The organism is Halomonas sp. LES1, from assembly GCF_031846005.1.
GTDB lineage: Bacteria > Pseudomonadota > Gammaproteobacteria > Pseudomonadales > Halomonadaceae > Halomonas.
In genome coordinates this window covers 1-23,254 of sequence record NZ_JAVRGC010000010.1, presented here as the reverse complement: position 1 = coordinate 23,254, position 23,254 = coordinate 1, and the positions used below count along the sequence as shown (strand labels likewise).

The 23,254-nt window shown below is 65.4% G+C and carries 16 protein-coding genes; 11 read left to right on the top strand and 5 right to left on the bottom strand.

Translation table 11 applies throughout. The annotated features are described in order from the left end of the window. The first annotated feature begins 3 nt into the window (after positions 1-3). Positions 4-1,023, top strand: a complete 1,020-nt coding sequence (gene trpD / locus RM463_RS16525; protein WP_311430715.1) for an anthranilate phosphoribosyltransferase — start codon at positions 4-6, stop codon at positions 1,021-1,023. 25 nt (positions 1,024-1,048) lie between these two features. Next, entirely contained in the window at positions 1,049-1,858 is an 810-nt protein-coding gene (gene trpC, locus RM463_RS16520) for an indole-3-glycerol phosphate synthase TrpC (protein ID WP_195688370.1), read from the top strand. 172 nt (positions 1,859-2,030) lie between these two features. Here trpC and RM463_RS16515 read toward each other — a convergent pair whose 3' ends face one another. Both RM463_RS16515 and RM463_RS16510 read right to left on the bottom strand, forming a co-directional pair. Continuing rightward, complete coding sequence (locus RM463_RS16515; RefSeq protein WP_311430657.1) at positions 2,031-4,106, bottom strand: TonB-dependent receptor; 2,076 nt, start codon at positions 4,104-4,106, stop codon at positions 2,031-2,033. Between the two features lie 291 nt (positions 4,107-4,397). After that, a complete protein-coding gene (locus RM463_RS16510; protein ID WP_311430656.1) occupies positions 4,398-7,634 on the bottom strand; it encodes an FAD-binding and (Fe-S)-binding domain-containing protein in 3,237 nt (1,078 codons plus the stop codon). 379 nt (positions 7,635-8,013) lie between these two features. Here RM463_RS16510 and serS point away from each other — a divergent pair, with 379 nt between their 5' ends. Further along, positions 8,014-9,291 carry a serine--tRNA ligase gene (gene serS / locus RM463_RS16505; protein ID WP_311430655.1) on the top strand — a complete coding sequence of 426 codons (1,278 nt, stop codon included), beginning with the start codon at positions 8,014-8,016 and terminating at the stop codon, positions 9,289-9,291. 131 nt (positions 9,292-9,422) lie between these two features. Then, positions 9,423-10,517, top strand: a complete 1,095-nt coding sequence (locus tag RM463_RS16500) for an AI-2E family transporter (protein ID WP_195688366.1) — start codon at positions 9,423-9,425, stop codon at positions 10,515-10,517. Positions 10,518-10,595: 78 nt separating this feature from the next. Here RM463_RS16500 and trxA read toward each other — a convergent pair whose 3' ends face one another. Beyond that, positions 10,596-10,919, bottom strand: a complete 324-nt coding sequence (gene trxA / locus RM463_RS16495; protein WP_195688365.1) for a thioredoxin — start codon at positions 10,917-10,919, stop codon at positions 10,596-10,598. 240 nt (positions 10,920-11,159) lie between these two features. Between trxA and cysB the strand changes: the two genes are divergently transcribed. Continuing rightward, entirely contained in the window at positions 11,160-12,131 is a 972-nt protein-coding gene (gene cysB / locus RM463_RS16490) for an HTH-type transcriptional regulator CysB (RefSeq protein ID WP_195688364.1), read from the top strand. A 24-nt stretch (positions 12,132-12,155) separates the two neighbouring features. On the opposite strand, the gene RM463_RS16485 is transcribed toward cysB, so the two are convergent. Together RM463_RS16485 and pabB are read right to left on the bottom strand one after the other, a co-directional pair. Beyond that, positions 12,156-12,776, bottom strand: coding sequence for a phosphoadenosine phosphosulfate reductase family protein (locus RM463_RS16485; protein WP_311430654.1), 621 nt, complete (start codon positions 12,774-12,776; stop codon positions 12,156-12,158). A 110-nt stretch (positions 12,777-12,886) separates the two neighbouring features. Further along, on the bottom strand, positions 12,887-14,263 hold the full coding sequence (pabB, locus tag RM463_RS16480; RefSeq protein ID WP_311430653.1) for an aminodeoxychorismate synthase component I: 1,377 nt from the start codon (positions 14,261-14,263) through the stop codon (positions 12,887-12,889). A 226-nt stretch (positions 14,264-14,489) separates the two neighbouring features. On the opposite strand from pabB, the gene RM463_RS16475 reads away from it, so the two are divergent. The 6 genes from RM463_RS16475 to RM463_RS16450 all read left to right on the top strand — a co-directional run bounded on the left by RM463_RS16475 (position 14,490) and on the right by RM463_RS16450 (position 22,900). Next, positions 14,490-15,200 (top strand): GntR family transcriptional regulator, encoded by a 711-nt coding sequence (locus RM463_RS16475; RefSeq protein WP_195688361.1) that lies wholly within the window; start codon positions 14,490-14,492, stop codon positions 15,198-15,200. A gap of 32 nt (positions 15,201-15,232) precedes the next feature. Beyond that, entirely contained in the window at positions 15,233-16,138 is a 906-nt protein-coding gene (gene prpB / locus RM463_RS16470) for a methylisocitrate lyase (protein ID WP_311430652.1), read from the top strand. 70 nt (positions 16,139-16,208) lie between these two features. Further along, the gene (prpC, locus tag RM463_RS16465) at positions 16,209-17,336 is read left to right on the top strand and encodes a 2-methylcitrate synthase (RefSeq protein ID WP_311430651.1); all 1,128 of its coding nucleotides are present in this window, start codon (positions 16,209-16,211) and stop codon (positions 17,334-17,336) included. A 90-nt stretch (positions 17,337-17,426) separates the two neighbouring features. Further along, positions 17,427-20,051 carry a Fe/S-dependent 2-methylisocitrate dehydratase AcnD gene (gene acnD, locus RM463_RS16460; protein ID WP_311430650.1) on the top strand — a complete coding sequence of 875 codons (2,625 nt, stop codon included), beginning with the start codon at positions 17,427-17,429 and terminating at the stop codon, positions 20,049-20,051. After that, on the top strand, positions 20,048-21,238 hold the full coding sequence (prpF, locus tag RM463_RS16455; protein WP_311430649.1) for a 2-methylaconitate cis-trans isomerase PrpF: 1,191 nt from the start codon (positions 20,048-20,050) through the stop codon (positions 21,236-21,238). The genes acnD and prpF overlap by 4 nt, the downstream gene beginning before the upstream one ends. A 180-nt stretch (positions 21,239-21,418) precedes the next feature. After that, positions 21,419-22,900, top strand: a complete 1,482-nt coding sequence (locus RM463_RS16450) for a bifunctional 2-methylcitrate dehydratase/aconitate hydratase (RefSeq protein ID WP_409229179.1) — start codon at positions 21,419-21,421, stop codon at positions 22,898-22,900. Positions 22,901-23,254: the final 354 nt, after the last annotated feature.

Below are 23,254 nucleotides of genomic sequence, written 5' to 3'. Positions count from 1 at the left end.
ATGATGCAGATGCGAGATGCCCTCGGTGCCCTGATGCGCCGCGAGGACCTCAACTTCGACCAGACCCACCAGGTCATGCGTCAGATCATGACCGGTGAGGTCAGTGATCCCCAGATCGCCGCCTTCCTGATGGGCATGGCGATGAAGGGCGAGACCGCCGAGGAGATCAGTGCCGCCGCCCAGGTGATGCGGGAACTGATGCGCCCGGTCCACCTCGAGGCGGACCATGTTGTCGATATCGTCGGCACCGGTGGCGACGGCGCCAACCTGTTCAACGTCTCCACCGCTTCCAGTTTCGTGGTGGCCGCCGCCGGCGGCCACGTGGCCAAGCACGGGAACCGCGGTGTCTCCTCCTCCTCGGGCAGCGCCGATCTGTTCGCCGTGGCGGGGATCCATCTGGACCTGAATGCCGAGCAGGTGGCGCGCTGCATCGAGCAGGTGGGCGTGGGCTTCATGTTCGCCCCCAACCACCACCCGGCGATGCGCCATGCGGTGGTGCCGCGCCGCGAGATGGGAGTGCGCACCCTGTTCAATATCCTGGGGCCGCTGACCAACCCCGCCGGCGCTCCCAATCAGGTGCTGGGGGTCTATGCCCCGGAGCTGGTGCCGCTGATGGCCGAGGTGTTGCGCCGCCTGGGGAGTCACCATGTGCTGGTGGTGCATGCCGAGGATGGCCTGGACGAGATCTCCCTGGCCCGACCGACCCGGGTGGCCGAGCTCAAGGAGGGGGAGATTCACGAATACATGATCACCCCCGAAGAGCTCGGTATCCAGCGGCAGTCTCTCGACTCACTGCGGGTCGCGACCGCCGAGGACAGCCTGCGCCTGGTGGAGCAGGCGCTGATAGGCGAGGGGCCGGCGGCCGATATCGTGTCGCTGAATGCCGGTGCGGCCCTCTATGCCGCCGATGTGGCCGACAGCCTGAAGGAAGGGGTGGCCCTGGCACAGGATGCCCAGGCCTCGAAGCTGCCCCTCGAGAAGCTCAAGGAGCTGGCCAACTTTACCCGTGTCTTCCTGCAGTAAGCGTACCCCCACCAGGAGTCAAAACATGAGTGTATCCCCGGGGGCGACCCCTACCATCCTGACCCGAATTCTGCAGCGCAAGGACGAGGAGGTCCGTGAGCGTGCCCGCGCCGTGTCGGAGGCGGAGCTGCTGCGCCTGGCCGCCGAGCAGGGTTCTCCGCGGGGCTTCGTGGCGGCGCTGGAGCGGCGTATCGCCGAGGGTGACCCGGCGATCATCGCCGAGATCAAGAAGGCCTCGCCCTCCAAGGGGGTGATCCGCGAGGACTTCCATCCCGGCGAGATTGCCGCCAGCTACGCCGCGGGCGGTGCCGCCTGCCTCTCGGTGCTCACCGACGCCGACTTCTTCCAGGGCCATGAGGACTGCCTGATCGAGGCTCGCGACGCCTGCTCGCTGCCGGTGATTCGCAAGGACTTCATCACTCACGGCTATCAGGTGAGCGAGGCGCGTGCCATCGGGGCCGACTGCATTCTGCTGATCGTTGCCGCCCTGGAGGACAGGCAGATGGCCGACCTTCATCGGCAGGCGGTGGAGCTGGGCATGGATGTGCTGGTGGAGGTCCACGACGCTCTGGAGCTGGAGCGAGCCCTCAAGCTGGATCTCAGTCTGGTGGGCATCAATAACCGCGACCTGCACACCTTCGATACCACCCTCGATACCACCCTCGAGCTGCTGCCGCGCATCCCCGAAGGCGTCACCGTGGTCACCGAGTCCGGCATCCACACCCCCGGCGACGTGCTGCGCATGCGCGAGCATGATGTCAACGCCTTCCTCGTCGGCGAGGCCTTCATGCGCCAGCCCGACCCGGGTGAAGCCCTGCGCGGAATGTTCTTCTAAGCATTGATTTCGGCCCTCCCGTGGGCGAGGCTGCTCAAGAATAGTGAGCCGGTTCCTGCAGCGGGAGGCCGGCTTCACCGGTGGAAATCCCTCGCTGGCGACCCGGATGGCCGTCAGCGGCGCCTTATCGCCCTGATGGCAATTCTGGTGCAGCTGGTGGTGAGCGGGTCGCCTAGAAGCTCAACTCAAGGCCGGCGTAGATGGTGCGCCCCGCGGCGGGTTCGTAGTAGCGCCCTCCGAAGGCATTGATGCGCACGTTCTCGTAGTACTCCTCATCCAGCAGGTTGCGGACACCCAGCTTGGCGCTCAGTTGGGTCTCACCGTTGCCAAGCCGCCAGCTGTCTCCGGCCTTGAGGTTGAACAGCCAATGGTCATCGATCTTCACCTCGTTGGCGTTGTCGGCGTAATAGTCGCCGGTGTACTGGGCCTCGATGGTGGTGAAACGGTTACCGTTGCCGTACCAGGTCAGGCCGTTGTGCCAGACTTGCCTCGGTTGCCCCGGCAGGTGGTTATTGGTGAAGTCGCTTGCGCCGTCGTTGAATCGGTCGAAGCGGTAGTCGGCCAGGGTCAGGGCACTGGTGAGCCGCCAGGCCAGTGAGAAGCTCCAGTCCATGCCCAGTTCGATGCCGTCGCGGGAGGTCTTGCCGGCATTCTCGTAGTAGGTCCTGCCATCGGTGGCCTCGTAACCGATCAGTTCGTCGTCGACGTCGACCGAGAAGGCGACCATCTCGTAGCGCAGGCCGTTGCCGAAGATGCCTCGCACGCCAACTTCGCGGTTCAGCGCCTTCTGGGGCTGGACTGCGGGATTGAAGCCACCGCGCCCATCGTCACGCGCGAACTCCGTGAAGGTCGGCGTCTCGAAGGCATTGCCGACCGTGGCATAGACCTGATGATCGGGGTGGTAGCGATAGCTCAGTCCCAGGCTGCCTGTCCACTCGCGGAAGATGCGCTCCCCACTGTCGTCGCGACCGTCATCGAGGAAACGATCGTCGATCGTCATGCGAACCTGGTCGTGGCGGACGCCGGCACTCAGGTCGAGTGTGTCGGTCAGCCCCAGCTCCGTCTGCAGGAAGACACCCGCGGAGGTGGCGTCCTGCTGCTCATCGGCGGTGATACCGGTAGTTTCTCCCCGGGAATCCACCGAGCGACGCCCACGGTCGTCCTCCTGGCGGGCCAGGTCGATCCCGGTGACATAGCGCAGCGGCATGTCACCCAGGGTGGCCGCTCCGGTGTAATCGGCGCCGCCGCCATAGTAGTTCCGTTGATAGTCGATCAGGCTGCTGCCAGGGAAGGGGAGTTGCTGCTCGAAGTCACGGCGGCTGACGAAGCCGCGGACATTGATTTCTCCCCCTAGGGCGTCGCGGTCCTCGTAGTGCAGCCCAACCAGCTGCTGCTCCACGCTCTGTCCCGAATCGAGATCGATGGCAATATCGCGGGCCTGGCGTGGGTCCTCGGCGACCTCCTCCAGCGTCAGGGCGCTGGGGTCCTCGGCGGTGGGCATGTCGAGGAGGTTGACCAGCGCGGAGAGGCTCCGGTCATCATCCAGACGGTAGCCGACCCTGGCATTGAGCAATCGTTTCTCCACCTTGCTTTGCTCCCGATAGCCAGCGAAATCCAGCGCCGAAATGCTGACGCTATGGACCCAATTTTCGGATTCGCCGCCGTTGCGCAGCGAAAGCTTGCGGAATTCATCGCTGCCGCCCTGCAGACGCAACACCGGCGAGCGGCGCAACTCGCTGCCGTCACCGGTGGTGATGTCGATCACCCCACCGGCGGCGTTGCCATAGAGCACCGAGGAGGGGCCCCGAATCACCTCGATACGCTCTGCGCTGTCGAGGTCCACCGCATCGATCTGAGCCTGGCCATCGGGCAGGGTGTAGGGAATGCCATCGACGCGGATGTGCAGGCCGCGGATGCCGAAGGTCCCGCGTGCGCCGAAACCACGACTGGAGATCCGCTGCCCCTGGGCGAAGTTATCGCGGTTCTGCAAGAAGACCCCGGGCACCCTGTCAAGGGCCTCGTCCAGTCGCACCCCTTGCTGTCCCCGCTGGATCTCCTCTCGGGTCAGGGTCGAGACGGCAGAGGGGGTGTCATAGAGGCTGCGCGTCAGCCGCGGTGCGCGGATGGTGATGGTGGGTAGTTGCCGATTCGCCTCGTCACCGCTTGCCGGTGCGCTGTTTTCCTGGGCATGGGCCGAAACGGCGGCGATCCCTCCAAGCAACATCAGCAGTGGAACCTCCTTTTTCATGGCGCCTTTCCTCTTCCGTGCGGATTGTCATGGTCTTGGCTCGCGTCTTCCGCCGACGGGATGCCTGAGCACAGTGTAGTGATCCCGGCTATTCTCGCCGGCGAGAAAGAGCATCGGGCTTTACACGCTGCTTCCGGAAAGAGGCGCCTCGCGTCCTGAGGGGGTATCGCTGTGTGGTAACGAAGCTGTCCCGGCGAAGCCTGGTGGCTTCGCCTCAGAAGGCCGGCTGCCTGGAGCACTCGCCAGGAGCGCCGGACACCGCGCCATTCCATGGCGCTCGCTCCCTTGGCGTCAGCCCTGGCGCTTGAGCTCGGCCAGCAGTGCCTGTAGCGGGTGGGGCAGGGCGGTCTCGGAGAACCGCGTTACCTGGCTGCGGCAGGAGTAGCCGGTGGCCAGCAGCCGCCCGGTATTGGCTTCATCCTCCACCACCGGCTGCCATGACTGGGCATAGATGGTTCTGGAGGTCTCCAGATTGCGTGCCTCGTGGCCGTAGGTACCGGACATGCCGCAGCAGCCGCTGGCGAGAAGCTCCAGCTCCAGGCCGAAGGCGGCGAAGACCTGCTGCCAGGCTTTCGGGCTTCCCGGGGCGTTGGTCTTCTCGGTGCAGTGGCTAAGCAGCCGGTATCCGGGGGCATTCGGTTCGCCCTCGGGACGATCGAGTCGTCGGGCCAGAGTGGTGGCCTGGGTCACCAGCCACTCCTGGAGCATCAGCACCTCGGGCACCGCCTCCGGACCCAGGGCCTTCACGTACTCCTGGCGATAGGTGAGGGTCATGGCCGGGTCGATGCCCACCAGGGCTACCCCGGCCTCGGCCAGCATCCTGAGCCGTTCGGCCTGCCTGGCGGCGGTGCGCTCGAAGGCGCCCAGAAAGCCCTGGACGTTGAGCGGCTTGCCGTTGGGGGAGAAGGGGGCCACGAAGACCCGGAACTCCAGTCGACTCAGCAGCTCGACGATATCCATGACCAGCCTGGCCTCGAAGTAGCTGGTGAAGGCGTCCTGGACGATCACCACGCTGCGCGCCTTCTGGGCCTCGGTCAGCAGGCCGAGCGAGGTGGGGGTCGCCTCGGCGACGCCCCAGGCCGTCAGCTGCTTCTGCAGGCTGGCGCGGGAGAGCCGGGGGCTGTCCACCATGCCGATGGGGCCGGCCAGCAGGCGGTCGACCAGGCGGTTGCCCAGGGCGGCATTGTAGAGCGGGGCGAGGCGGGCCAGGGTCGGAACCATAAACTCCAGGCCGCCGATCAGATAGTCACGCGGCGGACGCAGGTAGCGGCCGTGATAGGCCTCCAGGAACTGGGCGCGGGAGTCGGGCACATTGACCTTGATCGGGCACTGGCCGGCGCAGGACTTGCAGGCCAGACAGCCCGCCATGGCGTCATACACCTCGTGGGAGAAGTCCGCCTCGCCGCGCCGCCTGGCCAGGGTGTTTCTGAGCCGTCGGGGGAGGCCCTTGATAAAGCCCCAGCTGCCTTCGGCCCTCTTCCGGCGCGACTCCTCGACGAGATCGACGCCGGCCTCGCCCTGCAGACGAAGCCACTCGCGGATCAGGCTGGCACGCCCCTTGGGGGAGTGGATGCGGTCGCGGGTAGCCTTCCAAGACGGGCACATGGCGTCGTCGGGATCGTAGTTGTAGCAGGCGCCATTGCCATTGCAGTAGACGGTGGCGGCATGGGCCTGCCATGCCTGCTCGTCGATGGTGCGGTCGAGCTGACCGCGGGTGGTCACACCGTCGATGGTCAGCAGGCCAGGGTCGACCCACTTGACGGTCTGCTCGTCTTCGCCCCCTTCGGGGCTGGACTGATTGGCCTGGGCGTCATTTTCGGCCAAGGGAGCTCTATCCGCGTTTTCGGGCGGAATAGAGAGCGGAGTGGCGATCTTGCCGGGGTTCAGCTGGTTATGGGGGTCGAAGGCGGCCTTGATCCGCTGCAGGCTGGGATAGAGCTCGCCGAAGAAGGTCGGCGCATACTCCGAGCGCACCCCCTTGCCGTGCTCGCCCCACAGCAGGCCGCCGTACTTCTTCGTCAGCTCTGCCACCTCGTCGGAGACCACGCGGATCAGTTTCTCCTGCTCGGGGTCCTTCATGTCGATGGCGGGGCGCACATGGAGCACACCGGCATCCACATGGCCGAACATGCCGTACTCGAGGCCCCGGGCATCCAGGGCGGCACGGAATTCGGCGATAAAGTCGGCGAGGTGCTCGGGCGGCACCGCGGTGTCCTCGACGAAGGGGATGGGGCGTTTCTCGCCCCTGGCATCGACCCTGGCATTGCCCAGCAGGCCCACGGCCCGCTTGCGCATGGCGTAGACCTTCTGAATCTCCGCTCGCCCCCGGGCGAGGGTGAAGCCCAGGCGCTCGACGCCCCCGTCCGTCTCCAGGTGGCGGCAGAAGGCGTCGACGCGCTGGCTCAGGCGTTCGGGGTCATCGTCGTTGAACTCCACAAGGTTGATGCCGCGCACCGGGGCGCTGGCCGCCGGATCGCCGGTCGCCGGATCGCCGGTCGGAAAGAACGCCGCGACGCTATCCCAGACGAAATCCTCCATGGCCAGCATCAGCACCCTGTCATCCACCGTCTCGATGGAGGTCGGGCCTGAGGGGCTGCTCTTGAGGGTCTGGGCATCGCGCAGGGCATCCATGAAGGTGGCGTAGCGCACATTGACCAGGGTCGAGTGCCCGGGAATCGGCAGCACATTGAGCACCGCCTCGTCGAGAAGGCCCAGCGAGCCCTCGGAGCCGCAGAGCAGGCTGTTCATGTCGAGGCGCCCCCGGGCGTCTCTCAGGTGCGCCAGGTCATAGCCGGTCAGGCAGCGGTTGAGAGGCGGAAACTTCTCGACGATCAGCTCGCCCTGGGTGTCGATGATCTCACGGGCGGTGCGGTAGGCGTGGGCGCTGACGGTATCGCCGCCACATAGCGCCTCGAGGTCGTTCTCCTCGACCGGGTGGCTCACCAGCCGCTCGCCCCCCAGCAGCAGCACCTCGAGCTCGAGCACGTGGTCGCGGGTCTTGCCGTACTCGCAGCTGCCCTGGCCGCTGGCATCGGTGGCGATCATGCCGCCGATGGTGGCGCGGTTGGAGGTGGAGAGCTCCGGGGCGAAGAAGAGCCCGTAAGGCTTGAGCGCCGCATTGAGCTGGTCCTTGACCACCCCGGCCTGGACCCGAACCCGGCGGTTCTCGATGTCTATATCGAGAATCCGGTTCATATGCCGGGAGACGTCCACCACCAGGCCGTCGGTCAGCGACTGGCCGTTGGTACCGGTGCCGCCGCCGCGGGGGGTAAGGACCACCTGACGGTGCTCCACCTGGCCGGCCAGATGGGCGATGCGCTGCAGGTCCTCGCCGTGGCGGGGATAGAGCACCGCCTGGGGCAGGCGCTGGTAGATGGAGTTGTCGGTGGCGAGCACCGTGCGATCGGCGTAGTCGGGGGCGACCTCGCCCTCGAAACCGGCCACCTTCAGGGCTTCGAGGAAACGGAGGTAGGGCGTGGCGACTCCAGGGGCGGTGGCGGCGTCGGTGGTATCCAGTCGTGCGATCATGGGTATCTTCAAGGGCAGGCGAGGGTGCCTCTACTCTACCGCGCGGGGCCTGAGGACGCATCCCGGCTGCCCGGTTCGCCAATGCTATCGCAGTTATCGGAGCCAAGGGGCGCTGGGGATAAGTCGAAGAGGGGGTCCTACGCCAGGGAAGGCGTCGGTAGCGCCCATGGAGGGGTTCACAGCGCCCCCTCGTCGGTCCGGCGCTCCGGGGCTTATCGCCAGATCAGCCCCGAGCTATCGAGCAGTCAAGCTATCTGCGATAGCCCTGCCCGGTTCGCGTGGCGCCACTATCGCCTTTTGCCTACAATGGGCGGCCTGTTTCCTGCCGCCGCTTCCCGCGGCCGACACCCCAATCACCGACTGCTACGGACCGGATGCCATGCTCGATCCCAAACTGCTGCGCAGCGACCTCGAGACGGTCGCCCAACGACTCGCCAAGCGGGGCTTTGCCCTGGATATCGACCGCCTTGGGACGCTGGAGTCCCGCCGTCGGGAGCTGCAGGCCGAGACCGAGTCGCTGCAGAACGAGCGCAACACTCGCTCCAAGGCCATCGGCAAGGCCAAGGCATCGGGGGAGGATATTCAGCCGCTGCTCGACGAGGTCAGTGACCTGGGCGAGCGCCTGGATGGCGCCAAGGCACGCCTGGCCGAAGTTCAGGCCGAGTGGGATGACGCGGTGAGTGGCATTCCCAATCTCCCCCACGAGAGCGTTCCGGAAGGCGGCGACGAGAGCGACAATGTCGAGCTGCATCGCTGGGGCCAGCCTCGGGAGTTCGATTTCGAGGTACGCGACCATGTCGACCTGGGCGAGCTGAAGGGGGATCTCGACTTCGACCTGGCGGCCAAGCTCACCGGGGCGCGGTTTGCGGTGATGCGTGGGCCCATCGCTCGGCTGCACCGGGCGCTGACGCAGTTCATGCTCGACAAGCAGACCCGGGAGCATGGCTACGAGGAGTGCTATGTGCCCTATATGGTCAACGAGGCGTCGTTGCGCGGGACCGGTCAGCTTCCCAAGTTCGGCGAGGATCTGTTCAAGCTGGACGACGAGCGCGGCTACCACCTGATCCCCACCGCCGAGGTGCCGCTGACCAACTTCGCCCGGGACGAGATTCTCGATGCCAGGAGGCTGCCGCTGAAACTGGCCGCCCACTCGCCCTGCTTTCGCAGTGAGGCGGGCTCCCACGGGCGCGATACTCGCGGGATGATTCGCCAGCACCAGTTCGACAAGGTGGAGATGGTGCAGCTGGTGATGCCCGAGCAGAGCTATGCGGCGCTGGAGGAGATGCGAGGCCATGCCGAGGCGATCCTGCAGGCCCTCGAGCTGCCCTACCGCGTGGTGACGCTGTGCACCGGCGACATGGGCTTTGGCGCCGCCAAGACCTATGACCTCGAGGTGTGGATCCCCAGCCAGGAGACCTACCGCGAGATCTCCTCGGTCTCCAACTGCGAGGACTTCCAGGCACGACGCATGCAGGCGCGCTTCCGTCACCCCGAGCAGAAGAAGCCGCAGCTGCTGCATACCCTCAACGGCTCCGGCCTGGCGGTGGGCCGCTGCCTGGTGGCGGTACTGGAGAACTACCAGCAGGCCGATGGTTCGGTGACCGTGCCCGAGGTGCTGCGCCCCTATATGGGCGGCCAGGAGAGCATCAATCGATAGGCTGGCCGGTACCCACGCCCCTCGAACCCCCGCTGCCAGCGGGGGTTTGTCGTTATATCGCGGGGGTTGCCGATTGTTGAGGCGTCGTCCAGGGGGCATGATAGAAGCCATCAACGGCTTGGGAGATGAGGATGCGAGACGCTAACGACGAACCATCAGGCATCATACCGCTGAATCTGGTATTGGCCCTGGCGGCACTGGTGGTCATCGTGGCCGGGATGCGGGCCGGGGCCAGCCTGCTGGTGCCCATGCTGCTGGCGGCCTTTGTCGCGGTGATCTGCACGGCGCCGGTGCTGTGGCTCAACCGTCACGGTCTGGGGCTGCGCCTGTCGGTGTGGCTGACCCTGGTGGTGATCGGTGTCGTGTTCTTGTTACTGGGAGGGTTGCTGGTCAACAGCTTCGGCACCTTCGTCGACACCCTGCCCGACATCGAGCAGAAGCTCTACGACTACTACCTGAGACTGCTGGATGGACTGTCGCGGCTGGGGCTGGCCATCGATACCGACCGCCTGGCGGAGCTGCTGGATGCCGAGCAGCTGGGGGGGTGGATCCCGTCGCTGATCGGCGAGGTTGGCAACCTGCTGATGCAGAGTGTGGTGGTCGGGCTGCTGGCGGTATTCCTGCTCTTCGAGACCCTCAGCTTCCGCGACAAGGTCTCCCAGGCACTGGAAAACCCGGCGGCGAGCCTTGAGCGTTTTCGCGAGTTCAGCCTGAGGCTCAAGCGTTACCTGGCGGTGAAGACGGTGGTCAGCCTGGTAACCGGGGGGCTGGTCTGGATCGCCTGTCTGCTGGTGGGGGTGGACTTCCCCCTGTTGTGGGCGGTGCTGGCCTTCGTGCTCAACTACATTCCCAATATCGGCTCGGCCATTGCGGCGGTGCCACCGGTGCTGCTGCTGCTGGTCTCTCCCGATGGGGGCATGCTCGATGCGCTGCTGCTCGCCGCGGCCTATCTCGGCATCAACTTCCTGCTCGGCAATATCGTCGAGCCGCGCATGATGGGTAAGGCGCTGGGTCTGTCGACCTTTATCGCCTTCCTGTCGCTGGTGGTCTGGGGCTGGATCTTCGGGGCGGTGGGGATGCTGCTGTCGGTGGTGCTGACCATGACCCTGAAGATTGCCTTGGACAGCCACCCCGAGACGCGCTGGATCGCGCACCTGCTGGGGCCTGGCAATGAGGCCTCACGGGTAAGGGAGGGGCTCCCGCCTGCCAGGCACGACGAGGAGTGAGAGGGCAGAAGTAGAGAGGGCTGAAACGACATCGCCCCGGCCTGGGCCGGGGCGATGTATCGGGCGGGGCGCTGCTGCTCAGGCGTTCTGTTCGATGAACTGGCTGAGCTGGGACTTGGACTGCGCGCCGACCAGCGAGGCGATCTTGGTACCGGACTTGAACAGCATCACGGTGGGGACGCCGCGCACGCCCTGCTCGGCGGCGATTTCGGGGGCGTCGTCGACATTGATGCTGACGACCTTGAGGTTGCCGCTGCGCTCCTCGGCGACCTCGTCGACTACCGGTGCCATCACCTTGCAGGGACCGCACCAGGGAGCCCAGAACTTGAGCAGCACCGGGGTGTCGGCCTTGAGGACTTCCTGCTCGAAGTTGGCGTTGGTGACATCGACGTTATTGGCCATGGGGTTCTCCAGTTTCGTTGCGCTGCATCGAGCGGACAGGGGTGGCAGGTGACATGCGTGGGTCACCCAGCCGGTCGGACGATGTTAGCGGCCGACTGGAGTGCTGGCAAATCGAGAATGCGCATCGGCGACTCGTGCGAAGTCTGGCATTATATGCTAGTTATGAATTAACATCTCGTTTTATATTCCTTTTTGCTACCTTGACGCCTCCAACGGATGGGGCGGTACGGGAGAGTCGTCATGAAGCTGCAGCAGCTGCGCTATATCTGGGAAGTGACCCGCCATAATCTCAATGTCTCCGCCACCGCTCAGAGCCTGTTTACCTCGCAGCCTGGCATCTCCAAGCAGGTCCGCCTGCTCGAGGACGAGCTGGGGGTGGAGATCTTTGCCCGCAGCGGCAAGCATCTGACGCGAGTGACTCCGGCGGGACAGGCGATCGTGGAGCTTGCCGGTGAGGTGTTGCGCCTTACCGAGAACATCAAGGAGGTGGCCCAGGAATTCAGCGACGAGCGTCGCGGCAGTCTGTCGGTGGCCACCACCCATACCCAGGCGCGCTACGCCTTGCCGCCGGTGATCCGGGAGTTTACCCGTCAGTACCCCGATGTGGCCCTGCATATGCAGCAGGGCACGCCCAAGCAGATCGCCCAGATGGTCAGCGATGGTCAGGCCGACTTCGCCATCGCGACCGAATCCCTGGGGCTGTTCAACGATCTGGTACTGCTGCCCTGCTATCGCTGGAACCGCTGCATCCTGGTGCCCCAGGGTCATCCGCTGACGGAGGAGAAGGAGCTGACCCTGGAGGCCATCGCGCGCCATCCGCTGGTCACCTACGTGTTTGGCTTTACCGGTCGCTCCCAGCTCGATGACGCCTTCCGTGAGCAGGGGCTTACTCCCAATGTGGTGCTGACCGCCGCCGATGCCGACGTGATCAAGACCTATGTCCGGCTGGGGATGGGGGTAGGGATCGTTGCCGGCATGGCGGTGGACCCCGAGCAGGATACCGACCTGGTGGCGCTGGACGCCAGCCACCTGTTCGCGAGCTCCACCACCAAGATCGGCATTCGCCGCGGTACCTTCATGCGCGGCTACATGTATGACTTCCTGCAGGGCTTCGCGCCTCACCTGGATCGCGATACCGTGGATGCTGCCCTGGCCGCCGGGCCGCGCCATGAGCGCGGTCTCTTCGAGGGTATCGAGCTACCGCTGCGCTAGGCGCCCGCCGCGCATGCGGTGGGCTCAGTGCTGCAGGTGCAGGCCGCACTCGCGCTTGGCCTCGACCTTGGTCGGATCGAAATAGTCGAACTCGTTGGGCAGGTCGTGACGCTGGAGGTAGGCGTGGAGCTCCTTCGCCGTCCAGTGCAGCAAGGGGGCCACCTTCAGCAGGCCATCGGCGTTGCGGCTGACCGGGGCCATGCGTGAACGTTGCGCAGTGTCCTCGGCACGCAGGGCGGTGAACCAGACATCCGGTGCCATCTGCTCGAGAGCACGCTCGAAGGGCTCGATCTTCACCTCCTGGGTAAAGGCTTCATGACGTGGATCATCGATGCCGGGGAAGGGGCCCTCCAGCGCTTCGCGGTGAGCGCGGGTGCGGATAGGCAGAAAGCTGATCAGGTTGAGATCGAGGCGTCGAACCAGGGCGTCGGCGAAGCGGTAGGTGGCCTCGGTATTGTAGCCATGGTCCATCCAGACCACCGGGATGTCGGGGCGCTGACTGGCCACCATATGCAGGATCACCGCCTCGAAGGGGCGGAAGTTGGTGGTGCAGATCGGCTGGTTGCCCTGGTCGAGGGCCCAGCGGATAAGCGCTTCCGGGTCCTGGCCGAGGTCGCGGTTGATGATGTCGAGGGTCTCGATCATGGGGGGGGCTCCTGGTGCGTATGTCGACCACCCTAGCGGAACGGCAAGGCGTGCGCCCAATACCGATTTCTTGCGTTGTTATTATCATTTAAGAATAAGAGTTTGTTTTCTTATTCCTTGTTTCCTTCTGTGGCGAGCGCCGCCATCAGGTGACGAATCTTGTCCCAGGTCTCCTGATACTCGGCTTCACCCTCCGAGTCGGCCACCAGGCCCCCACCGCCCCACAGGTGCACGCGGTCGCCGTCCGCCACGGCGGTGCGAATGGCGATGGAGGTGTCCATCCGCCCCCGAGTATCCACGTAGCCGAGGCTGCCGCAGTAGACGCTGCGCCGGCTGGGTTCGAGTTCGTCGATGATCTGCATGGCACGCACCTTGGGAGCGCCGGTGATGGAGCCGCCGGGGAAGGCGGCGGCCAGCAGCTCCAGCGGCGTGCGTCCGTCGGCAAGCGTGCCGGTGACCACGCTGACCAGATGGTGGACATTGACGTAGCTCTCCAGGCCACAGAGCTGGGGTACCCGCACCGTCCCGGGGCGGCAGCGTCGGCCCAGGTCGTTGCGCAGCAGATCGACGATCATCACATTCTCGGCGCGATCCTTGAGGCTCTGCGTCAGCTCGGCGGCCAGGCGGGCATCACTTGTCGGGGTGTCACCGCGCGGGCGTGTGCCCTTGATGGGGCGGGTCTCCACCTGGCCGTTGCGGCACTCCAGGAAGCGCTCCGGCGAGAGCGAGAGGATCGCCTGCTCGCCATTGGCGGAGGGCCAGGCCATGAAGCCGGCGAAGGGGGTCGGTGTCGCCTTGCGCAGGCGCCGGTAGGCGCTCCACAGGTCGCCCCGGTAGGGAGCGCTGAAGCGCTGGGCCAGGTTGACCTGATAGCAGTCGCCGGCACGGATATAGCGCTGCACGGCATCGAAGCGTGTCAGATAGGCGTCGCGGTCGAGTTCGGCGGCGAAGGCGGCCGTCAGCTGGTAGGCGGCTTCCGGTGCGGGGGCGGCGTTCAGCCACTCGAGTGCCTGCTGGCGACGCTCCGGGGTGGCCACCAGCCAGGCCTCTCTGCGTTCATGATCCTGGATCAATGCCCAGTCGTAGAGGCCGACCCGGCTGTCAGGCAGGGTCACGACACGGCGGGCACGCTTCCCCACTCGCTCCAGCTGGTAGCCGAGGTCGTAGCTCCAGTAGCCGATCAGCCCGCCCAGGAAGGGCAGCTCGCTCTCCGGTACCGTCATGCTCTCGGTCAGGCCCTCGAGCAGGGCCAGCTGGGCGTCAAAGGGCGCCAGGTCCCGGAGCTCCGGTACACCCTCCATCCGGCCCGACTCATCCACCGTCAGCACCGCCAGCGGGTCGCTCGACAATATGTCGTAGCGGCCGCCCGGGGCCTCGGGGCGGCCACTGTCCAGCAGTACGGCCCCCGGCCTTCGGCGCAGGCGGGCGAAGGCGGATAGCGGGGTGGGCCGGTAGGGGTGCGGCGTGATCTGGAGCTGGGCGGTCATCGCTGGGCCTATGCAATCGGGGCGCCCATTCTAGGCGCCGAAGGCGTCGTTGTCCTCGTCGATATGCACCATTGGGCTCTATGTGGCCGACAACATTGTCGACATCTCGAAGCGAGAAGGGGAAAATGTCTACAACCAAAGACGTACCACTCGCCCATTACGCCGTGTTGACCCGAAGTCCGGCAATGGCTACTCTTTCTTTACCCAATAATTGTCGACAATCATCATGAAGCCAGTCGAAGCCGAATCATCCAGTCCCGAAGTCCGCACTCTCGCCGAGCGGGTCTTCCAGCAGCTGCAGGATGCCATCGTGCGTGGCGAGCTCGTACCGGGCAGCAAGATCACCGAGCCGGGCCTGTCCAGGACCTATGGCATCTCTCGCGGGCCGCTGCGCGAGGCGATGCGCCGGCTGGAGGCTCATCGGCTGATCGAGCGTGTCCCGCATGTCGGTGCCCGGGTGGTGAAGCTCTCCATACAGGAGCTGCTGGAACTGTTCGATGTCCGCGAGGCCCTCGAGAGCATGGCCGCCCGCCTGGCGGCGGAGCACATGACCGCCGAGGAGATTGCCGGCCTGCGTGAGGTGCTGGCGCTGCATGAACGCCAGGCCGACCTCAAGAAGGGCGAGGCCTACTTCCAGCGCGAGGGTGACCTGGACTTCCACTATCGCATCGTTCAGGGCAGCCACAATCGCATGCTGGTGACCATGCTCTGCGATGACCTCTACTACCTGGTGCGGCTCTATCGCACCCAGTTCAGCGCCAGTGGGTCGCGTCCCCAGCGCGCCTTCGTCGAGCACCACCGCATCGTCGATGCCATCGAGGCCGGCGATGCCGAGCTCTCCGAGCTGCTGATGCGCCGCCACGTCAGCGCTTCCCGAGCCAATGTCGTCGATCGCTACGCCGCGTCCCTGAGGGAGTCGGAAGACTCCCCGGCCTGACCCATCTTCCCGATATCACCAGGAGAAACACCATGACCCAGCAGACCCCCGGCGCCCGCTTCCGCGCTGCCCTCGAGGCCAGTCGCCCGCTCTCCATCGTGGGTACCATCAACGCCTATACCGCCATGATGGCCGAGCGCGTGGGCCACCAGGCCATCTACCTTTCCGGCGGCGGCGTGGCCAACGCCTCCTTCGGCCTGCCGGACCTGGGCATGACCACCATGAACGACGTGGTCGAGGATGCCCACCGCATCTGTGGTGCCACCGACCTGCCGCTGCTGGTGGATATCGATACCGGCTGGGGCGGCGCCTTCAATATCGCGCGCACCGTCAAGGAGATGCAGCGCGCCGGCGTGGCGGCGGTCCACCTGGAGGATCAGGTGGCCCAGAAGCGCTGCGGTCACCGCCCCAACAAGGCGATCGTCTCCCAGCAGGAGATGGTGGACCGCGTCAAGGCCGCCGCCGACGCGCGTATCGATCCGGACTTCTATCTGATTGCCCGTACCGATGCCTTCCAGAAGGATGGGCTGGATGCCGCCATCGAGCGCTCCCAGGCGTGCATCGAGGCGGGTGCCGATGCCATCTTCGCCGAGGCGGTCCACACCCTCGACGACTACAAGGCCTTCTGTGAGCGCGTCGATGCGCCGATCCTGGCCAATATCACCGAGTTCGGTGCCACGCCGCTGTTCTCCCAGCAGGAGCTCGCCGAGGTGGGCTGCCGCATGGTGCTCTATCCGCTGTCCGCCTTCCGTGCCATGAACGCGGCGGCGCTCAAGGTCTATCAGAGCATCCATGACAATGGCCATCAGCGTGATGTGGTCGACATGATGCAGACCCGCGATGAGCTCTACGACTTCCTCAACTACCACAGCTTCGAGCGGAAGCTCGACGCCCTGTTCGCACAGAGTCAGCTTGAAGAGAAGGGCGGCGACGCCTGAGGCGCGTGCCGCGCTTGAAACAGCACCACGGAAACAGCACCACGGATACAATATCAAGAGGAGAGATAACATGGCTGATAAACCCGTTAGCGGCGCAGGCCTGCGCGGCCAGAGTGCCGGCACCACCGCCCTGTGCACCGTGGGCAAGACCGGCTCCGGCCTGACCTACCGTGGCTACGACGTCAAGGAGCTGGCCGAGAAGGCGAAGTTCGAGGAGGTGGCCTACCTGCTGCTCAAGGGCAAGCTGCCCAACCAGGCCGAGCTCGACGCCTATATCACCAAGCTCAAGGGGCTTCGCGGCCTGCCGGCCGAACTCAAGAGCGTGCTCGAGCAGATTCCCAGGGATGCCCATCCCATGGACGTGATGCGCACCGGCGCCTCCATGCTGGGCAACCTCGAGACCGAGCAGAGCTTCGACGAGCAGCAGGATGTCGCCGACCGCCTGCTCGCCGTCCTGCCCTCGATCATCTGCTACTGGTACCGCTTCAGCCATGACGGGGTGCGCATCGAGACCGAGACCGATGATGCCTCCATCGGCGGACACTTCCTGCATATGCTGCGGGGCGAGCCGGCCTCCGAGCTGCATGCCCGGGTCATGAACGTCTCGCTGATTCTCTATGCCGAGCACGAGTTCAATGCCTCGACCTTTACCGCTCGCGTCTGCGCCTCCACGCTCTCCGACATGCACTCCTGCGTGACCGGTGCCATCGGCTCCCTGCGGGGTCCGCTGCATGGCGGTGCCAACGAGGCCGCCATGGCGATGATCGAGAACTGGCAGTCGCCGGATGAGGCCGAGCGCGAAACCCTCGGCATGCTCGAGCGCAAGGACAAGATCATGGGCTTCGGTCACGCGATCTATCGCGAGTCCGATCCGCGCAATGCCATCATCAAGGAGTGGTCGAAGAAGCTCTCCGAGGACGTCGGTGACAGCGTGCTCTACCCGGTCTCCGAGCGTGTCGAGGCGGTGATGTGGCGCGAGAAGAAGCTGTTCTGCAACGCCGACTTCTTCCATGCCAGCGCCTATCACTTCATGGATATCCCCACCAAGCTGTTTACCCCGATCTTCGTGATGTCGCGGGTGACCGGCTGGGCCGCGCATGTCTTCGAGCAGCGTGCCAACAACCGCATCATTCGTCCGAGCGCCGACTATGTGGGCCCGGAACACAGCGAGTGGGTGCCCATCGAGCAGCGTGACTGATCGACCAGGGGCATTGCAGGGCGGCTCCTCGAGCCGTCCTGTCGCCTTTCCCCGCCTCGCGGCCAGCCGTCTGCAAGAGATCTCGAAGCCATGAATACTGATTATCGTAAACCGCTCCCCGGTACCGAGCTGGACTACTTCGATGTGCGTGCCGCCGTCGAGGAGATTCAGCCCGGTGCCTATGAGACCCTTCCCTACACTTCACGGGTGCTGGCCGAGCAGCTGGTGCGCCGCTGCGAGCCGGCGCTGTTGACCGACGCCCTGAAGCAGCTGATCGAGCGTCGCCGTGACCTGGACTTTCCCTGGTACCCGGCGCGAGTGGTGTGTCACGACATCCTCGGCCAGACGGCCCTCGTCGACCTGGCCGGCCTGCGGGATGCGATCGCGGAGCAGGGGGGCGATCCCTCCAAGGTCAACCCGGTGGTGCCCACCCAGCTGATCGTCGACCACTCCCTGGCCGTCGAGCACGCCGGTTTCGAGGCGGATGCCTTCGACAAGAACCGCGCCATCGAGGATCGTCGCAACGAGGACCGTTTCCACTTTATCGAGTGGACCAAGACCGCCTTCGAGAACGTCGACGTGATTCCCGCCGGCAACGGCATCATGCACCAGATCAATCTGGAGAAGATGTCGCCGGTGGTGCAGGCGCGGGATGGCGTTGCCTTCCCCGACACCTGTGTGGGCACCGACAGCCACACGCCGCATATCGACTGTCTGGGGGTCATCGCCATCGGGGTCGGCGGGCTCGAGGCCGAGACCGTGATGCTCGGGCGCCCCTCCATGATGCGTCTGCCCGATATCGTCGGTGTGGAGCTGACCGGCAAGCGACAGCCGGGGATCACCGCCACCGATATCGTGCTGGCGATCACCGAGTTCCTGCGCAAGGAGCGGGTGGTGGGGGCCTACCTGGAGTTCTTCGGCGAGGGGGCCAGGAGCCTGACCATCGGCGACCGTGCCACCATCTCCAACATGACGCCGGAGTATGGCGCCTCCGCGGGGATGTTCTATATCGATGAGCAGACGCTCGACTACCTGACCATCACCGGCCGCGAGCCGGAGCAGGTCGCGCTGGTCGAGACCTATGCCAAGCAGGTTGGCCTGTGGGCCGACAGCCTGGAGAGTGCCAAGTACGAGCGCGTGCTGACCTTCGACCTCTCCACCGTCGAGCGCAACCTGGCGGGCCCCTCCAACCCCCATCGTCGCCTGGCCACCAGCGATCTCGTCGAGCGTGGCATTGCGGTCGACTATGAAAAGGCCCAGGCGGAGGAGAGAGAGGGCAAGCTGCCGGATGGTGCGGTGATCATCGCCGCCATCACCAGCTGCACCAACACCTCCAACCCGCGCAACGTCGTGGCCGCCGGCCTGCTGGCCAAGAAGGCCAACGCGCTGGGGCTCATTCGCAAGCCGTGGGTGAAGTCCTCCTTCGCGCCGGGCTCCAAGGTCGCGCGCCTCTACCTGGAGGAGGCCGGCCTGCTGCCGGAGCTCGAGAAGCTCGGTTTCGGCATCGTCGCCTACGCCTGCACCACCTGTAACGGCATGTCCGGCGCCCTGGATCCCGAGATCCAGCAGGAGATCATCGACCGCGACCTCTACTCGACCGCGGTGCTCTCCGGCAACCGCAACTTCGACGGCCGTATCCATCCCTATGCCAAGCAGGCCTTCCTGGCCTCGCCGCCGCTGGTGGTTGCCTACGCCATTGCCGGTACCGTGCGCTTCGATATCGAGAAGGATGTGCTCGGTACCGACGCGGACGGCAACCCGGTGACGCTCAAGGACCTGTGGCCCTCCGATGAGGAGATCGATGCCATTGTCGCCGAGCACGTCAAGCCGGAGCAGTTCAAGCAGGTCTATATCCCGATGTTCGACCTGGACGCCGCCGAGAAGGCCGAGAGCCCGCTTTACGACTGGCGTCCACAGAGCACCTATATTCGTCGCCCCCCTTACTGGGAAGGCACCATGGCGGCGGAGCGTGAGCTCAAGGGCATGCGGCCGCTGGCGATCCTGCCGGACAACATCACGACCGACCACCTGTCGCCGTCCAATGCCATCATGATGGATAGCGCCGCCGGGGAGTATCTGCACAAGATGGGCCTGCCCGAGGAGGACTTCAACTCCTACGCGACCCACCGTGGCGACCACCTCACGGCCCAGCGGGCCACCCTGGCCAATCCCAAGCTGTTCAACGAGATGGTGCGGGACGAGAACGGCGAGGTGGTGCAGGGCTCGCTGGCGCGGGTCGAGCCGGAGGGTGAAGTGATGCGCATGTGGGAGGCCATCGAGACCCACATGAAGCGCAAGCAGCCGCTGATCATCATCGCCGGTGCCGACTATGGCCAGGGCTCCTCGCGTGACTGGGCGGCCAAGGGCGTGGCCCTGGCCGGGGTCGAAGCGATTGCCGCCGAGGGCTTCGAGCGCATCCACCGTACCAACCTGATCGGCATGGGCGTGATGCCGCTGCAGTTCCAGGAGGGAACCACCCGCCATACCCTGCAGCTCGACGGCACCGAGACCTATGACGTGGAAGGGACGCCGGCGCCGGGGGCGACCCTCGAGCTGGTGATCCATCGCAAGACCGGCGAGGTCGACCGGGTTCCGGTGATCTGCCGTCTGGATACCGCGGAAGAGGTCACCGTCTACTCCGCCGGTGGCGTGCTGCAGCGCTTCGCCAAGGACTTCCTGGAGGGTGTAGGGAGTGAGGAGGTGGCGAGCGCATGAGTCAGCTACCCCAGATCAGGATCCCCGCCACCTATATGCGTGGCGGCACCAGCAAGGGGGTCTTCTTCAGATTGAGTGACCTGCCGGAGGCCGCGCAGGTGGCGGGTGAAGCGCGCGATCGCCTGTTGATGCGGGTGATCGGCAGCCCGGACCCCTACCAGAAGCAGATCGACGGCATGGGGGGCGCCACCTCCAGTACCAGCAAGACGGTGATCGTGAGTCGCAGCGAGCGCCCCGACCACGACGTTGACTACCTGTTCGGCCAGGTCTCCATCGACAAGGCCTTCGTCGACTGGAGCGGCAACTGCGGCAATCTCTCCGCGGCGGTGGGGCCCTTCGCGATCGGCAATGGCCTGGTTGACCCGGCGCGGATCCCGGACAACGGGGAGGTCGAGGTGCGCATCTGGCAGGCCAATATCGGCAAGACGATCGTCTCTCGGGTGCCGATCCGCGATGGCCGGGTTCAGGAGACCGGTGACTTCGAGCTGGATGGCGTGACCTTTCCGGCCGCCGAGGTTCCGGTGGCCTTCAAGGACCCGGCCGACGGCGAGGGAGCCATCTTCCCCACTGGTAACCTGGTCGATGACCTCGAGGTGCCGGCCGACGTGGTGGAGGGGGGTACCCTCAAGGCAACGCTGATCAACGCCGGCATTCCGACCGTTTTCGTCGATGCCGCCGAACTCGGCTACACCGGTACCGAGCTCCAGGAGGCGATCAACGGCGATGCCGATGCGCTGGCAATGTTCGAGACCATTCGCGCTCATGGGGCGGTGAAGATGGGGCTGATCACCGACGTCGGCGAGGCGGCGACCCGTCAGCACACCCCCAAGGTGGCCTTCGTGGCGTCGCCGAGCGACTATGTCGCCTCCAGCGGCAAGCGGGTCGAGGCCGGCGAGATCGACCTGGTGGTGCGTGCCCTCTCCATGGGCAAGCTGCACCACGCCATGATGGGAACCGCGGCGGTGGCGATCGCCTCGGCTGCCGCCATCGAAGGCACCCTGGTCAATCTGGCCGCAGGCGGCGGCAAGCGCAACGCCGTCACCTTCGGGCACCCCTCAGGCACCCTGCGGGTGGGGGCCGAGGCGAGCCTGGTGGAGGGGTGCTGGGTCATCGACGAGGCGGTGATGAGCCGCAGCGCCCGGGTGCTGATGGAGGGCTGGGTGCGCGTGCCCGGCGACACCCTCTAGATAGCCACGATCGAGGTGCCATCCCGTCGCCAGGCCATCGTCTGACCAGCGTCTGACATAGTAGATGGGGCGGCACTTCGCGAAGAGGCATCATCCTACGCCCCGGATCCCAGGACAGGATCCGGGGCGTTTTCTATGGTCATGGTAGGGTAGGGGTTCAAGCGACGGCAGGAGATGATCATGAGTACCGTGGAAGCCAATGTGCGGCCTGACTATGACGCCGAGCTGCAGAAGATCGCCGACTATGTCCTGAACTATCGCATCGCAAGCGACGAGGCCTGGGATACGGCCAGGCTCTGCCTGATGGATACCCTGGGCTGCGGGTTGCTGGCGCTGCGCTTCCCCGAGTGCACCAAGCACCTGGGGCCCCTGGTGGAGGGGACCGTGGTGCCTCACGGGGCCAGGGTGCCGGGCACTTCCTTCCGGCTCGATCCCGTCAAGGCGGCCTGGGACATCGGGGCGATCGTGCGCTGGCTCGATTACAACGACACCTGGCTGGCGGCAGAGTGGGGCCACCCTTCCGACAACCTGGGGGCCATCCTTGCCGTGGCCGATCACCTCTCCCAGAAACGCGTGGCCCAGGGCGAGGCGCCGCTGGTGATGCGAGACGTTCTCGAAGCGATGATCATGGCCCATGAGATTCAGGGCGTGCTGGCGCTGGAGAACTCCTTCAACCGGGTGGGGCTCGATCATGTGGTGCTGGTCAAGGTGGCCTCAACGGCGGTAGCGGCCCGACTGCTCGGGGCCGACCGTGAGCAGCTGCTCGCGGCGCTGTCCCATGCCTGGGTGGATGGCCAGAGCCTGCGTACCTACCGCCACGCCCCCAACGCCGGTTCACGCAAGAGCTGGGCGGCGGGGGATGCCACGTCCCGGGCGGTACGCCTGGCGGATATCGCCCTGCGGGGCGAGATGGGTGTCCCTGGGGCACTCACCGCCACCCAGTGGGGGTTCTATGATGTGCTTTTCAGTCACACCAATCGTGATCTGGCCACCAAGCCCGAGGGGGAGCGGCGTTTCCGCTTTCAGCGCGAGTTCGGCAGCTACGTGATGGAGAATATCCTCTTCAAGCTCTCCTTCCCGGCCGAGTTCCATGCCCAGACCGCCTGCGAGGCGGCGGTGACCCTGCACCCCCGGGTCAAGGGGCGGCTCGACGAGGTCGAGCGAATCGTGATCACCACCCACGAGTCGGCGATTCGCATCATTTCGAAGGAGGGCGACCTGGCCAATCCGGCGGATCGAGACCACTGTCTGCAGTACATGGTGGCCGTGCCGCTGATGCTTGGCGAGCTGAACGCGGAGCACTACGAGGATGACTTCCATGTTGCACATCCCGAGATCGACACGCTGCGTGGCAAGATGGAGGTCGTGGAGGAGCCGCGTTACACCCGTGACTATCTGGACCCCGACAAGCGCTCCATCGCCAATGCCATTCAGGTCTTCTTTACCGACGGCACCTCTACCGAGCAGGTCGCGGTGGAGTATCCCATCGGCCATCGCCGGCGTCGCCAGGAGGGGATTCCGGTGCTGGAGGAGAAGTTCCGGCGCAATCTCGAGACACGCTTCCCGCGGGCACACAGCGAGAGGATAGTCACGCTCTGTCAGGACCAGCAGGGGCTGGAGGCGACACCGGTTCATCGCTTCATGGATCTTCTGGTGATCTGACGGTGGGGGAGGGGCCATGGGCTCGCGTGCCAGGCATGGCCCCAACCCTCTGGAATTGCGGGATATTACCGTGGGGAAAGTTAAGCCCTCTCGCGCCGGGTTTTGATGAGCTAAACTTTTTTACAGGAAGGCCTTGCGGACCCGCCGGTAAAGCCGTAAAGTACGCATCCGCTGCCGGCAACGGGCAAACGTTGCAGGCGGTGGATGTGGCAGAAGTGGCTGTTCTGCAATGGTTTTTTTCGGAAGGCTTCGAAAATCACCGGTTGACAGTCGCGGCAGATTCGCTAGAATGTGCGCCACTCGTGACGGCGGCCTCACGGCCTCCGCGGCGATCCTCTCGAAACGACCCTTCAA

Coding starts and splice junctions, on each gene's coding strand:
- trpD (WP_311430715.1), top strand. CDS start 4: ATGCAGATGCGAGATGCCCTCGGTGCCCTGATGCGCCGCGAGGACCTC.
- RM463_RS16515 (WP_311430657.1), bottom strand. CDS start 4,106: ATGAAAAAGGAGGTTCCACTGCTGATGTTGCTTGGAGGGATCGCCGCC.
- prpF (WP_311430649.1), top strand. CDS start 20,048: ATGAGTCAGCTACCCCAGATCAGGATCCCCGCCACCTATATGCGTGGC.
- prpC (WP_311430651.1), top strand. CDS start 16,209: ATGGCTGATAAACCCGTTAGCGGCGCAGGCCTGCGCGGCCAGAGTGCC.
- serS (WP_311430655.1), top strand. CDS start 8,014: ATGCTCGATCCCAAACTGCTGCGCAGCGACCTCGAGACGGTCGCCCAA.
- RM463_RS16475 (WP_195688361.1), top strand. CDS start 14,490: ATGAAGCCAGTCGAAGCCGAATCATCCAGTCCCGAAGTCCGCACTCTC.
- trxA (WP_195688365.1), bottom strand. CDS start 10,919: ATGGCCAATAACGTCGATGTCACCAACGCCAACTTCGAGCAGGAAGTC.
- acnD (WP_311430650.1), top strand. CDS start 17,427: ATGAATACTGATTATCGTAAACCGCTCCCCGGTACCGAGCTGGACTAC.
- pabB (WP_311430653.1), bottom strand. CDS start 14,263: ATGACCGCCCAGCTCCAGATCACGCCGCACCCCTACCGGCCCACCCCG.
- prpB (WP_311430652.1), top strand. CDS start 15,233: ATGACCCAGCAGACCCCCGGCGCCCGCTTCCGCGCTGCCCTCGAGGCC.
- RM463_RS16510 (WP_311430656.1), bottom strand. CDS start 7,634: ATGATCGCACGACTGGATACCACCGACGCCGCCACCGCCCCTGGAGTC.
- cysB (WP_195688364.1), top strand. CDS start 11,160: ATGAAGCTGCAGCAGCTGCGCTATATCTGGGAAGTGACCCGCCATAAT.
- RM463_RS16500 (WP_195688366.1), top strand. CDS start 9,423: ATGCGAGACGCTAACGACGAACCATCAGGCATCATACCGCTGAATCTG.
- RM463_RS16450 (WP_409229179.1), top strand. CDS start 21,419: ATGAGTACCGTGGAAGCCAATGTGCGGCCTGACTATGACGCCGAGCTG.
- trpC (WP_195688370.1), top strand. CDS start 1,049: ATGAGTGTATCCCCGGGGGCGACCCCTACCATCCTGACCCGAATTCTG.
- RM463_RS16485 (WP_311430654.1), bottom strand. CDS start 12,776: ATGATCGAGACCCTCGACATCATCAACCGCGACCTCGGCCAGGACCCG.